The sequence below is a fragment of the Desulfosporosinus metallidurans genome, assembly GCF_001936615.1.
GTDB lineage: Bacteria > Bacillota > Desulfitobacteriia > Desulfitobacteriales > Desulfitobacteriaceae > Desulfosporosinus > Desulfosporosinus metallidurans.
The window spans coordinates 18312-31305 of the sequence record NZ_MLBF01000026.1 but is presented as its reverse complement, the minus strand read 5'-3'; the positions used below and the strand labels follow the sequence as shown (position 1 = coordinate 31305).

Genomic DNA, 12994 nt, shown 5'->3' with positions numbered 1-12994 from the left:
GACATTCATTCACTTTTAACGTGTAATGTGGTAGGATAAATTTATCTTTGAGCTGTAAATTACCCCCAATTATCGCATTTCGGGTTTCAGGGTCACAAAAGAAAGGAATAAACTAATGAACGAGTATCAGGTGATAGTAGTTGGTGGCGGAGCTGCCGGGATGATGGCCGCCGGACAAGCAGCTGCAGGCGGATTGAAGGTGCTCTTGCTAGAAAAGAAGGAACGCCTGGGACGGAAAATTGCCATTTCAGGCAAAGGACGCTGTAACATAACCAATGAGGAAAATGTCTCGGATTTTATAAGTCACTATCCTGGAAACGGCCGCTTCTTACACAGCATTTTGCGAGGTTTCGACAACGTGGCTTTACGGGAGTTTCTTGCCCGTTTCGGGGTAGAGACGAAAGTTGAACGGGGTGGACGGGTTTTCCCGGTCTCCGATGACGCTGAAAAAGTCGTTGAAGCCCTCTTGACCTTTCTGTCAGACAAGGGAGTAGAGGTACGAACTGGTATAGCAGTGGAAGAAATTATTGTTAAGGAAGGGCATGTTGTAGGGGTTCGAGGACCTGGCCAAAAACGGTATTTGGCTCCTGTGGTTATCGTTTGTACTGGAGGCTCCTCTTACCCTGCAACAGGATCGAACGGAGATGGGTTCCGGTTTGCTCGCAAACTGGGTCACCGAGTGATCACCCCACGGCCTGCATTGATTCCACTGAAAACGTCCGAAGAGTGGGTGAAGGAGCTGCAGGGGCTGGCCCTGCGAAATGTAGAGGTTTCTTTGTGGATCAGCGGTAAGAAGCAAGCCGCTGAGTTTGGTGAAATGTTGTTTACGCATTTTGGGGTGTCTGGGCCCATCATTTTAACGCTAAGCCGTCAGGCCGGAGATGGGCTTCGGGGAGGGGAAAAAGTTGAGTTGCGCATTAATTTGAAACCAGCCCTTTCCTCAGAACAGTTAGATGCTAGGGTCCAACGCGATTTTCAGAAGTATAGCAATAAGCAATTCAAAAATGTGCTGGATGACCTCTTACCCCAAAGCTTGATCCCAGTTATGATCCGTTTATGCGGGATTGACCCAGAGGGGGTAGTGCATCAAATTAGCCGCGAAGAACGAAAACGCTTAGTGGGATTGTTGCAAGCGTTACCCCTTACGATTACGGAAACTCTTCCTATAGAAGCGGCGATTGTAACGGCTGGGGGAGTTGACGTTAAGGAAATCAATCCAAAAACAATGGCTTCAAAACGTGTTGAGGGCCTCTATTGGGCTGGCGAGGTTGTGGATGTCGATGGCATTACAGGCGGGTATAACCTCCAAGCTGCGTTTGCCATGGGTTACCGAGCAGGATGTGCTGCATGCGATGGCTCTCTTTCGGTGGTCTGATTAATACACCTTCTGCATAAACTCTTTTCGAGGTGGTGTACGTGCGCAGAAGAAGTGTATTAGAATGGATGTGGACTACAGTTCAGCGGGGAGAACGCCGGATTATCCGAATCATGGTTCTAGCCTCAGTATTACTCGTATTAATGCAGTTAAGCGCGGTGAGGGATCCGCTGCAATTTTACATGGCGGTGGCTTCAAAGGTGGAAGCTCCTCCCTTAGAATTACCCACGCTTACTAATCCAACACTTGCCGAAACGGTTAAGACTTGGCAGGTGACGTTAAAAGCGATACCTGCTGCTCCGATTCGTGTGCTCCAAAATGGTAAAGTGATAGCCTCGTTAGCAAAAGGGGAACAAAAAATAGCGGTTCAAGCTGGTCAAATTCAACTCGATGGGACGGGCGTGTCGCAGATCGTACGGGTGCAAGTTTTGAAGAAAGATGTTCAATTACTTGAGCCCCGTCAAAATCAGATCGTCGTTTTACAGGGAAATATTCAGACTATCACGGTGAAGCCAACGGTGAACCCGTAGTGTTGCAAATCATGCCTTGGAGTACTATAATTGCTCTCAACTATAGTATTTAGTGGCAATAGTTTGGTGTTTTTTAAAAAGGAGGGTAGTACGGTAGGACAGACCACAATAAGTGAATTATATAAAGGAAGAATGGTGGGACGGTTTACGATGAAGCAAAGACACCTGAGAGGTGTCTTTTTATACCAGTATTCCTTTGCACCTGTCAGAAGCACAAGTGAAACTAGAGGGAAAGGAAGAACACTCTAATGACACAAAGTAAGAAAATTGCGCTCGCTGCCTTAAAGATGGCTATGACAGAGAGCAGAGAAGAAGAGACCCATTTAAAAGAGTCTTACTTGCGGTTGGGGGTTAAAACTGCTGCTGTCGATTATGGTGGAGAATATGTCAGCTCGGTTCGCAAGATTATCGAACGCGCTATTGTAGCCGCTAAGCGCGAAGGTGCTATTCACGAGACACATGGGGATGAAGGGGCAGTAGCCGGTGCTACTCGCGAGGCCTTAAGTCAAATTATGAATAAGGCCATGGGTCTGAATATTGGTGGCAAGATTGGAATTGCACGTCAGGATGATCATCTCAGTGTTGCGATCTTTTTTGGAATCGGGCTCTTACATTTGGACGAGGTGGCTGTAGGACTGGGACATCGCGTCGCTCCCAAAGAATAAAAGGGGGTTAACACATGGTGCGAGGTATTAGAGGTGCGACAACGGTCGAGCGCAATGATGCCGCGGAGATTCGTGAAGCGACTATGGAACTTTTAAAAATGATCCTCGATGAAAATCAGCTGTGTACAGAAGACCTGGTCAGTGCCATCTTCACCGTGACGTCGGATTTAAATGCGGATTTCCCTGCGTCTAGTGCCCGTGAGATAGGGTGGCAGTTGGTACCGTTGCTTTGTGCGACAGAAATCCCAGTTCCCGGTGCACTCCCACGCTGTATTCGTGTGCTGTTACACGTTAACACTGAACGTTCCCAAAGGGAAATACGGCACGTTTTTTTACGCAATGCCGTATCACTGCGTAAAGATCTTGTAGATGGAGATAGTTAAAGTAGACGATTTAATAGATTAAGCGGAAAATGAGGAAGAGGGGAACGCGGTGAATCTAATCGCTCGACGAAAAGATCAACAACAAGAAACCACGACGGTTCGAGTGGGAGATGTTATCATCGGCGGCCCTCAATTGGTCGTTGTTGCTGGTCCGTGTGCCATCGAAAGTTATGAGCAATTATTGAGTACGGCTCTAGAAGTTAAGCGTCTAGGAGCGACACTACTCAGAGGTGGGGCTTATAAGCCAAGGAGCTCCCCTTATTCTTTTCGTGGAAAAGGGGAAAGCGGCTTGGAGATTTTATCCCAGGTCAAGGCACTGACTGGCCTTCCCGTCGTTACGGAAGTTATGGATGCTCGCGACATTGAACGAATTGCGGAAGTTGCAGACATGTTTCAAATTGGATCACGCAATATGCAGAATTACACGCTGTTAACTGAAGTCGGAAAGACAAAGCACCCGGTTCTATTAAAACGAGGTCTCTCTGCAACGCTAGAAGAATGGATTTATGCTGCGGAGTATATCATGAGCGAAGGCAATGATCAGGTCGTCTTATGTGAACGGGGAATTAGGACTTATGAGACGTATACCCGAAACACAGTGGATATTTCGGCAATCCCTGCCTTAAAAGAACTCACCAATCTTCCCGTTGTTTTAGACCCCAGTCATGGTACTGGAAGATGGTCACTGGTCAATCCAGTCGCTCTAGCGGGAATTGCAGCAGGTGCAGACGGCTTAATGATTGAAGTTCATCCTCAGCCGGATCAGGCCTTGAGTGATGGGGATCAATCGTTAAACTTTGAACATTTTGCGGAACTTATGGAAAAGGTAGGGCCTGTGGCCAAAGCAGTGGGTCGAGAGATTTAATTGTGTTATAGGGGTTGTGAGAACAGCCCTTCCTGTGGTAAGATGGTTTAAATTTAACCTTTAATCTCGTGATGGATTAGCAAGCTTTGTTTGGCAAAGCTTATGTAGAATGGTGACTGTGTGTTACAGTGGGTGTTTCACATTGAAGGACTCGCTAAAAGGAAAAGAGTAGGATGGGAGCGATTAGGAGTCAGGGCACCCTCTATTCAGGGTGCTTTTTTATACCTTTTTTCTTAATCGAGTAGCCCGATGTGTAATGCAAGTCAAGAATGCAAGTCAAGAACCGTCCCTAACTTGCGTAGAAGTCGCGGGAGATTAAGGTGCAAGAATAGTTTAGAAACTGGTACGAAATAATGTAGAATGGTAGAAAGGGGTCGGGTAAAATGATTATTGTTTTGAAAAAGGGTGCGACGGTAGAACAGGTTGAGGAGGTTTCCACACGGTTAACAGAAGAGGGACTCAAAGTTCATCTTTCCGAAGGGGTCGAGAAAACGATCATGGGGGCCATAGGAGACCGCATGCGAATTGAAGCGCTCGATTTGGAAGCATTGCCTTGGGTAGAAAAAGTCGTGCCTATAATGGCACCGTATAAATTAGTCAGCCGTGAGTTTCACCCTGCGGATAGTATTATCCGTATTGGTGAACATGAAATCGGGGGCAGCAATGTCCATGTTATGGCGGGCCCTTGTGCTGTCGAAAGCAGAGCGCAGATCTTGGAAACGGCTCACGCTGTACGCGAGGCTGGGGCAACCTTTCTGCGGGGTGGTGCCTTTAAACCGCGCACGTCCCCCTATTCCTTCCAAGGATTAGAAGAAGAGGGATTGCGTTATTTGGCCGAAGCCCGTGCAGAAACAGGACTATTGGTCATCACAGAAGTTATTGATGCCCAAGATGTTTCATTAGTAGCTGATTATTCGGATGTTCTCCAAATTGGTGCCCGAAATATGCAGAACTTTATTCTTCTCAAAGCAGTGGCCAAGTGTGGGAAACCTGTCCTTCTCAAAAGAGGGCCATCGGCAACTTTAGAAGAATGGATGATGGCGGCAGAGTATATCATGGATGGGGGAAATTACCAGGTGATGTTCTGTGAACGGGGCATTCGGACCTTTGAAAGTTATACGCGGAACACGCTTGATTTAAGTATGGTCCCTGCTCTGCATGCTCTTTCTCACCTTCCAGTCATTGTTGACCCCAGTCATGGAACTGGACGCTGGCAGCTGGTTCACCCCATGGCGAAAGCGGCACTGGCTGCCGGAGCAGACGGTTTAATAGTCGAAGTTCATCCACATCCCGAAAAGGCCGTTTCAGATGGAAAACAGTCCTTAACACCAGAGACATTCCAAGGTATGATGGCTGATTTGGCTAGGCTTACTCTCGCCCTAGATCGTAAATTGGGGGAGTGAGTGAGTGGAGAATTTGACACCTGGATGGTCAGGCCTTCGTGTTCCGAAGGCTTGCATCCTTGGTTTGGGGCTGATCGGCGGGTCTTGGGCAGGTGCTTTACATCTTGCTGGATGGGAAGTGTTTGCGGTTGATCCGGAAAAGGCTAGTATCGATGAAGCCGTGCGTCGGGGGTGGATTAAGACAGGGTGGACAGCTATGCCGAAGTTTCTAGAGGTTGATTTGGTTGTCTTAGCACTTCCCTTGCAGGAATTGACGAAGGGTCTAGATCAATTGGTCGGTAAGATTCCTAAGGGAGCGGTCGTCACCGATGTGGGAAGCCTAAAGAGTGAGATTTGTAAAAAGTCAGGGACAGTCGATCAAAAAGGTACCCGTGACTTTCATTTTGTGGGGGGGCACCCTATGACAGGTTCGGAACAGTCTGGGTTTGAAGTTGCTGATTCCGAGTTGTTTCGCGGATATCCCTACGTCTTAACCCCAACAGCTGATTGTCCACGCGATGTTGTCCAAGCCCTCGTGAAACTAGTCGAAGGGTTTGGAGCCAAAGTCGTGTTTCGAGACCCTATGGATCATGATGTAGATGTGGCAATGGTCAGTCATATCCCCCATTTGTTAGCAGTATCCTTAACTTTAGCAACGCAGGATGCTGGTAAAGAGGGGGTGTCCGCCTTGGAGTTAGCAGGGAGGAGTTTTCGAGAGTTAACGCGTATTGCCGATAGTTCTCCAGAAATGTGGAAGGAAATCATGGTGAAAAATGCTGATGCAATACTGGGAGGGCTTACCCTTTGGGAAGAGAAAATTAGGGAATTGCGAGAGTGTATACTGCAAGGAGACGGAGAGTCTATTGCTGAAGCATTTCGCAAAGCTCATGAAGTTCGGGATGCATCAATATTAAGTAGTTAAAAGTTTAGGACTAAGGGGGCTAATACCAATGCGAGGTGTGTTTATAAACCCAGTCTCCAGCGTGGAAGGAGAAATCCAAGTTCCGGGCGATAAATCCATTTCCCATAGGGCAGCGCTCTTGGGCGGTATGGCCCACGGAGAAACTCATGTTTCAAATTTCTTATTAGGTCAGGACTGTTTAAGCACGCTTCGGTGTTTAAAACAGCTTGGAGTCCATTGGGAGAGACAGGGGACAGAGGTTTGGATTCGTGGTGAGGGAATGGAAGCCTGGCAGGAACCTTCAGACGTACTTGATGCTGGTAATTCGGGGACGACTTCGCGGTTGATGCTTGGCGCGTTGGCCGGTAGCCCTTTTGCTGTCACACTGACTGGTGATGCTTCCCTGCGCTCGCGTCCGATGCGGCGGGTCACAGACCCACTCAAGCAGATGGGTGCCCAGATCATGGGGCGTAAAGGAGGAGATTTTGCACCCCTAACGATGAGTGGTGGTCATCTACAGGGGCAAGTATTTCGCACAACTGTGGCCTCGGCTCAAGTTAAATCAGCCATTATTCTAGCGGGGTTAAGAGCGAGCGGAGAAACGAGAGTCGAGGAACCAGCTCTTTCTAGGGATCATACCGAACGTATGCTTAGGGGGTTCGGAGTTGAGGTCCAAAGCGAGGAGACAGTGGTTAAAGTTCACGGGGGCGGGTGTCTAACAGGACAAAAAGTTTCTGTCCCAGGCGATATTTCATCGGCTGCCTTTTTCCTTGTCTTAGGAAGTTTGGTGGGACGTGGAGAGATGATCCTGCCGAATGTCGGCGTGAATCCGACCCGAACAGGGATCTTAGACGCCCTAAAAGCAATGGGGGCGGATATCGAGTTACTCAATGTATCGGAAATCTGTGGTGAACCTAGGGCCACGTTACGTGTTCGTCCTGCACAACTTAAGGGAATCGAAATTGGAGGGACTCTGATTCCGCGCCTGATTGATGAAATCCCCATTTTGGCAGTAGCTGCAAGCTTTGCTGAAGGGGAAACCGTCATTCGGGATGCCGCAGAACTGCGAGTTAAGGAAACTGACCGTATCCGTACTGTAGCTGTGGGATTAAACGCCTTGGGGGCTAAGGTTGAAGAACTGCCCGATGGATTGCGTATACAAGGTCAGACTTCCTTGCGTGGTGGACAAGCGAGTAGCCTAGGAGATCATCGCTTGGCTATGGCATGGGCTATCGCTGGACTTGTATCTAAGGAAGGGGTTAGTGTGGAAAACATGGAGGCAGCGGATGTATCGTATCCGGATTTTCTGAGCGTAATCAAGAAGGTAGCTCAATGAACCGAAGTTCATCACTTGGAGTAAAGAAGGGGCTTATTTTTGGACTACGTCAATCGCTGACAATTGGAATTGGTTATGCGCCAGTAGCAATAACATTCGGAATTTTAGCTTCCCAATATGGCCTTAGCGTTTGGCAAGCTGGGCTGATGTCTTTCTTTGTTTTTGCGGGTGCGTCACAGTTTATTGCGATCGAAATGATTCATCAGGGGGCAACCGTTTGGATGATTGGCTTGACCACCCTGATTATTAATATTCGCCATTTCCTTATGAGTTTATCTTCCGTTCCTTTTTTCCCCGACAGAACGCTTCCTTGGTCATTGGGGTTGGCCCAGGGGCTCACAGATGAAACGTTTGTGCTCAATACGAGGGTTTTGCAAGATGTAGCGAACGAAGAAGACCGCCGCCGGGTCATGCTTGGAATTAACTCAGGCGCCTTTGCATCTTGGGTTATATTTACGCTCCTTGGAGGGGTGATCGGAAAATGGTTGCCAATCCAATTCTCCGGCTTTCAATTTGCCCTCTTAGCCTTATTCATTATTTTGACGACAACGTCGCTCTCGAAGAAGAATTTTATGACCTATGTTCTAGCCTCAATATTGGCTATTGTTTTCAAAATGGTTCTTCCGGGAAAGATCTATCTTATTTTAAGTGTGGCTCTCGCCGCAGGAATTGGGGCATGGTGGCGTAAAAGAAACCCTTCACCAGAACAACTGCAAGAAGGCACCATTGAGCTGTAAACTGAAAAAGTGGAGGGGGGAGAACTGTGTCACTCCAATTTCTAGAGACGATTTTATTAATGACTTTAGTCACTTATGGTTCGCGTGTTCTACCTTTCCTTCTTTTTAAAGGAAGAAATGTCCAGGGCTTTGCCCGGGATTTTATAGAATTGGTTCCAATAGCCTTATTGGCTGCCTTAGTTGTTCCTGAGTTGGTGACACCGGGAGGAACGATTGTTCTAATACATAACCCCTATCTATGGGCTGGAGTCTTAACCTTTATTTTTGCTCGATTTGTACCCAATCTTTTTTTGGGGATTATCTTTGGAATGAGCGTGTTCTGGGGACTTGATAAGTTATTGATGTAGAAAATCAGTAAATATGCAGAAATATATAAGAATAGGTATTGGAGGCAACCGAAAACTTATAAACTTCTTATTACTCGGGATATCGAGTATAATGCATTTAAAGGCAAAGTCCCTCCCACACAAAGGGGAGGGACTTTGTTTTTAAAAGTTCAAACATCTTATTATTTATATACCCCTAATCAAATAACTCTCCAACTTCAAAATAGGCCCAAGTCTAATCAGATTTTGAAGTTGGAGAGTTAAGAATGTTTAACTTCTGCTGGCACTTTTTAGTTGGCCAACCATTACTTTAATTTTAAAGTCAATCTTAATGCCATTGTTAATTACTAATAATCATGTGTCAAATAACAGTCTGCACTAAGAAATTTTGTTGGTTCTGGTCCAAATGTTCTGGGCTTGAGCAGCTTTAATCAAATCCTCGCGGAAATCCGGATGGGCTAACTCGATCAGCATTTCAGCTCGTTTAAAAGTAGATTTACCAGTTAACTGAGCCTTACCATATTCTGTAACAATCGTTGGGGCGATTGTTCGAGGGCAAGTAACGGCGGAGAAAGTCTTTATACTAGGCACGATTCTGGATGTTAACTTCCCACCATGCATGGTAGTTGAACTCATACATATAAAGGGTTTTCCTCCTTTAGACTGGGAGGCTCCCATAGTAAAATCCACTTGCCCACCCGTACCAGATATTTGTCTAGTTCCCGATGATTCTGAGCTTATCTGTCCTAGCAGATCGATTTCAACCGTATTATTTATAGCAATTTGTTTGTCATTTAAGGCAATCCGGTTTGGATTATTGGTTATATCTACCGGGTAGCTGGCAAAAGAGGGATTTCTGTCGAGGAAATCATAGAGCTGTTGTGTACCCATTGCGAACGTGAAGACAGTCTTATACCTGTCAATGTTCTTCATTGATCCATTAACTTTGCCCTTCAATATCAGATCGATGTATGAGGTGGTAGCCATTTCTGAATGAATGCCTAAATTTTTCAGATCGCTGTCAGCTATCATCTTGGCGATAGTATTGGGCATGCCCCCAATACCAAATTGCAAACAACTTCCATCCTCGATTTCTTCAATCAATATTGAGGCAATGGCCCTTTCGGCTTCAGTCTCTGTATTAGTTGGTGGTAGCTGAGGCAAAGGATAACTTTTTTCCACAATATAGTCTACTTCAGAAATGTGTATACTTTCCTGCTCACCACCCAACACCCAAGGAACTTGATCATTTACCTCTAGGATAATTGTTTTGGCTTTTTCGCAGGTAGCACGCGCATAGGATACTGAGGTACCAAAGTTGAAGTATCCATTGTTATCCGGGGGAGTCGTTTGAATCATGGCGACGTCAGGCGGATACATATTTCCATTGCGTATGTTTGTAGGACTGGCGCTATAATTGCCCGGAATATAATAGCAAAGGCCTTTCTCGCCCAGTTTTCTTTCATGCCCACTTAAATAGCCACTCATATATGTGAAACTCTTTTTCTCTGGATCAGCGGCGCATATTTTTGGGGATACTGTAGCGCACACACTTCTAACCATAACATCGTGTACCTCACCAACCCGCTTGGATAAGGCTTCATCTAAAGCCTGCGGGAACATTGCAAAATGGCTCATAAAAACCCAATCACCGGATTTAACGACTTTAACCGCTTCTTCTGGGGTACGTAATTTATTTCTATATTCATTGGCGTACAAAATACCATCCTCCTTTTTTCTTGTAGCAATGGCCCAGAATATGGCCACCACCAGCACCACCCCGGCTACTGATCGAATCTGAAAAGCACCAGCCATCTGTGCAAGAATAGAAGTAGACTGCATGCCTAAATTAACTAGCTATTTAACTAGTACTGGTCAAAATCTTGGCCATATACCAATACCAGTGTTAATACAAAATAAGAGTTTTATAACATAGAGAACTTACTTGAAAGTTTTTTCAAGAATTGGTTGAGCATCCGTGGTCTAAATTCCTCCTCTCATAAATTACGTTTATGTTATCCATTGATAATAAAGACGCCACCTTCCTTTCGTCTGTAATCCCTTACCAACCTTGTGGAGTATAGGAATTAAATTAACTAATAAATCCATAATGCAAATGTTGTGCCAAATATTTAAAATATTGAAATTAATAATTAAAAAATTAAATATTCACATTAATTATGTAATTTTTAGCAAATTAAGAGGATTCTATAAATGTTGCTCGAAATATATAAAATATATTAATATCACTATCCGGAGCTTGGAGGTGTAAGTGATATGAAGGTTGAAGAAATTATGATTGCTCCAATTTGTATTCAACCAGAGCAGGCAGTTGTAGATGTACTAACTAAACTATCTGACTTGAATGCTGAGGGATTACTGGTTAAATCACAAGAAAAAGTACTTGGTGTCATTGAACGACGGCAACTCACTAATCCCCAAATAATATATAATCCCGTAAAAACTGCTGTGGACATAATGCAAGCAGTTTTTCCAATCGTCAACTTGGGTGATAACGTTCAAAAAGTATGGGAATTGGAGGTAGAAGTTTTACCTGTCTTTGATCAAGAGCTTCTCGTTGGAATGGTCACACGCGTAGACGTGGGTATGGCGATTTTCCGAGAAAAAGAACTTGGGGTCAAGACCTTTGATGCTGTAGCCAATTCTGTAACCAGTGGGATTGTTGCTATAGATGAATTTGGTAAGATCACGGCCTTTAATAAAGCTGCGGAAAAATTTACATGGCGCAAACAGCATGAAGCCCTTGGAGGTTATTTAGGAGATATGATCATTCCTACAGGACTCCTTGACGTCATTAAGACAGGATTACCACAATTTGATTTTCGAATTGAGGCTTTTGATAGGGCCTATATAAGCAATCGCACGCCGATCATCGAAGATGGAGAAGTTGTAGGCGCAGTTGGGGTTTTCCAGGATATCTCAGAAATCGAGAGTGCTTTACATGAGTTGAAAGTTTTAAATGAGCTCAACGCTGAATTGAACACCGTAATTAATTCATCTTTTGACGGGATATTGGTAACAAATGAACTCGGTCGTGTCCTGCGCACGAATGCGGCTGCTTGTATGCTTTGTCGCCTAGAGGAACAAGATATCCTTCAACAGTTTGTGGATGATGTGTTGCAACTGCAGAGACCCTCGCTTTGGAAAAGTATTCTTCGTGGGCGGAAAGCAGTTACGAAGGAGGTAAGTGCTCGCCATCTTCTCATCACAGGAAATCCCGTTTTTAAGGGAGATGGTTCCTTGCGACGGGTGATTTTCAATTTGCGGGATTTAAGCCTGCTTCATGAGTTGCGTGATGAACTGAAAACGACTAAAGAGCTATCGCACAAGTACCGTCAAGAATTGGACTCTCTGCGTAAAGGAGGAGATATCATAGCTCATTCTCCCAAAATGTTGTCGGTACTTGATTTAGCCAAACGTGTCGCATCTGTAGATTCGTCCGTTTTTATCAAAGGGGAATCTGGGGTAGGTAAAGAAGTTATCGCGAAATTCATTCATGAAAACAGCAAACGTTCTTCAGGGCCGTTTATTCAAGTTAACTGTGCCGCAATTCCCGAGAATTTGTTAGAGTCCGAACTCTTCGGGTATGAAGGTGGAGCGTTTACAGGATCTCGAAAAGAGGGAAAATCGGGCCTGTTTGAATTAGCGAATCAAGGCACTTTGTTGCTTGATGAAATTGGTGATCTTCCCTTAATCCTACAAAGCAAATTGTTGCGCGTTATTCAAGAACGTGAATTTGTGCGTGTCGGGGGTACAAAGGTCCGAAAAATAGATATTCGTTTAATCTCTGCGACGCACAGGGATATTTCTGAGATGGTTAAGGAGGGATTATTTCGAGAAGATCTGTTTTTTAGACTTCACGTGGTTCCTCTTAGTATTCCATCCCTTCGGGAACGACCTGAGGATATTTTGCCGTTGGTTCATAGTTTTCGTGACAAAGTATGTTATAAGTACGGTCTTGATAAAGACTTTGCCCCGGAAGTCCTCCAATGGTTTCTGAGTGGAAAATGGCCAGGGAATGTCCGTCAAATCCAAAATACGGTCGAACAATTAATCGTAACCTGCCCCGAGAGCGTTGTAACCATAAATCAGTTAGTTCAAGAGCAACTGGATGATACGTCAGTTATCCAAGTCAATTCAATTTTGCCTCTCAAGGAAGCCGGCTGTGAGGTGGAACGGCAGATCTTCTATATGGCTTTAAAACATACACGGAATACATATGAATTAGGGAAGTTATTAGGTGTAAATCAATCAACTGTTGTTAGGAAGCTACAACGGCTAGGTATAGCAGTATTGGAGTAATGCCGAAATGCATTAGTTAATGCTAAATTGCATGGAGGCATTTCAGCATTAATATCAATATAATGCAGGTTTCCAGGTTGTAAAAAATTTTAATATTAAAAAGATAAAAATGCGTTTTTGCATTAGTTACAGTTTAAAAGGATATGAAATAGATAAACCCACTGAATACAG

At 45.0% G+C, this 12994-nt stretch carries 11 protein-coding genes and 1 pseudogene; 11 read left to right on the top strand and 1 reads right to left on the bottom strand.

What is annotated here, in order from left to right; genetic code table 11:
* Positions 1-115 precede the first annotated feature (115 nt).
* The 10 genes and pseudogenes from DSOL_RS15220 to DSOL_RS15170 all read left to right on the top strand — a co-directional run bounded on the left by DSOL_RS15220 (position 116) and on the right by DSOL_RS15170 (position 8521).
* Entirely contained in the window at positions 116-1375 is a 1260-nt protein-coding gene (locus DSOL_RS15220; protein ID WP_075365685.1) for a BaiN/RdsA family NAD(P)/FAD-dependent oxidoreductase, read from the top strand.
* A gap of 41 nt (positions 1376-1416) precedes the next feature.
* Positions 1417-1905, top strand: a complete 489-nt coding sequence (locus tag DSOL_RS15215) for a hypothetical protein (RefSeq protein ID WP_075365684.1) — start codon at positions 1417-1419, stop codon at positions 1903-1905.
* A gap of 248 nt (positions 1906-2153) precedes the next feature.
* Positions 2154-2570, top strand: coding sequence for a HutP family protein (locus DSOL_RS15205; RefSeq protein WP_075365682.1), 417 nt, complete (start codon positions 2154-2156; stop codon positions 2568-2570).
* 14 nt (positions 2571-2584) lie between these two features.
* Positions 2585-2953 (top strand): chorismate mutase, encoded by a 369-nt coding sequence (gene aroH, locus DSOL_RS15200; protein WP_075365681.1) that lies wholly within the window; start codon positions 2585-2587, stop codon positions 2951-2953.
* 43 nt (positions 2954-2996) lie between these two features.
* Positions 2997-3818, top strand: a pseudogene (aroF, locus tag DSOL_RS15195) (3-deoxy-7-phosphoheptulonate synthase); the annotation flags it as partial.
* Positions 3819-4201: 383 nt separating this feature from the next.
* Entirely contained in the window at positions 4202-5221 is a 1020-nt protein-coding gene (gene aroF / locus DSOL_RS15190) for a 3-deoxy-7-phosphoheptulonate synthase (protein ID WP_075365679.1), read from the top strand.
* A gap of 4 nt (positions 5222-5225) precedes the next feature.
* Positions 5226-6122, top strand: coding sequence for a prephenate dehydrogenase (locus DSOL_RS15185; protein WP_075365678.1), 897 nt, complete (start codon positions 5226-5228; stop codon positions 6120-6122).
* Between the two features lie 28 nt (positions 6123-6150).
* A complete protein-coding gene (gene aroA, locus DSOL_RS15180; RefSeq protein WP_075365677.1) occupies positions 6151-7437 on the top strand; it encodes a 3-phosphoshikimate 1-carboxyvinyltransferase in 1287 nt (428 codons plus the stop codon).
* Positions 7434-8174 (top strand): AzlC family ABC transporter permease, encoded by a 741-nt coding sequence (locus tag DSOL_RS15175; RefSeq protein ID WP_075365676.1) that lies wholly within the window; start codon positions 7434-7436, stop codon positions 8172-8174. Before aroA ends, DSOL_RS15175 begins: the two co-directional genes overlap by 4 nt.
* A 26-nt stretch (positions 8175-8200) precedes the next feature.
* Positions 8201-8521 carry an AzlD domain-containing protein gene (locus DSOL_RS15170; protein WP_075365675.1) on the top strand — a complete coding sequence of 107 codons (321 nt, stop codon included), beginning with the start codon at positions 8201-8203 and terminating at the stop codon, positions 8519-8521.
* 357 nt (positions 8522-8878) lie between these two features.
* On the opposite strand, the gene DSOL_RS15165 is transcribed toward DSOL_RS15170, so the two are convergent.
* Positions 8879-10219 (bottom strand): acetyl-CoA hydrolase/transferase family protein, encoded by a 1341-nt coding sequence (locus DSOL_RS15165; protein ID WP_075365674.1) that lies wholly within the window; start codon positions 10217-10219, stop codon positions 8879-8881.
* A gap of 558 nt (positions 10220-10777) precedes the next feature.
* Between DSOL_RS15165 and DSOL_RS15160 the strand changes: the two genes are divergently transcribed.
* Positions 10778-12823, top strand: coding sequence for a sigma 54-interacting transcriptional regulator (locus DSOL_RS15160; RefSeq protein WP_075365673.1), 2046 nt, complete (start codon positions 10778-10780; stop codon positions 12821-12823).
* The last annotated feature ends 171 nt before the right edge of the window (positions 12824-12994 follow it).

Excerpts from the sequence above, each read along its gene's own strand:
- DSOL_RS15220 (WP_075365685.1), top strand. The coding sequence starts at position 116 with ATGAACGAGTATCAGGTGATAGTAGTTGGTGGCGGAGCTGCCGGGATG.
- DSOL_RS15205 (WP_075365682.1), top strand. The coding sequence starts at position 2,154 with ATGACACAAAGTAAGAAAATTGCGCTCGCTGCCTTAAAGATGGCTATG.
- aroH (WP_075365681.1), top strand. The coding sequence starts at position 2,585 with ATGGTGCGAGGTATTAGAGGTGCGACAACGGTCGAGCGCAATGATGCC.
- aroF (WP_075365679.1), top strand. The coding sequence starts at position 4,202 with ATGATTATTGTTTTGAAAAAGGGTGCGACGGTAGAACAGGTTGAGGAG.
- aroA (WP_075365677.1), top strand. The coding sequence starts at position 6,151 with ATGCGAGGTGTGTTTATAAACCCAGTCTCCAGCGTGGAAGGAGAAATC.
- DSOL_RS15175 (WP_075365676.1), top strand. The coding sequence starts at position 7,434 with ATGAACCGAAGTTCATCACTTGGAGTAAAGAAGGGGCTTATTTTTGGA.
- DSOL_RS15160 (WP_075365673.1), top strand. The coding sequence starts at position 10,778 with ATGAAGGTTGAAGAAATTATGATTGCTCCAATTTGTATTCAACCAGAG.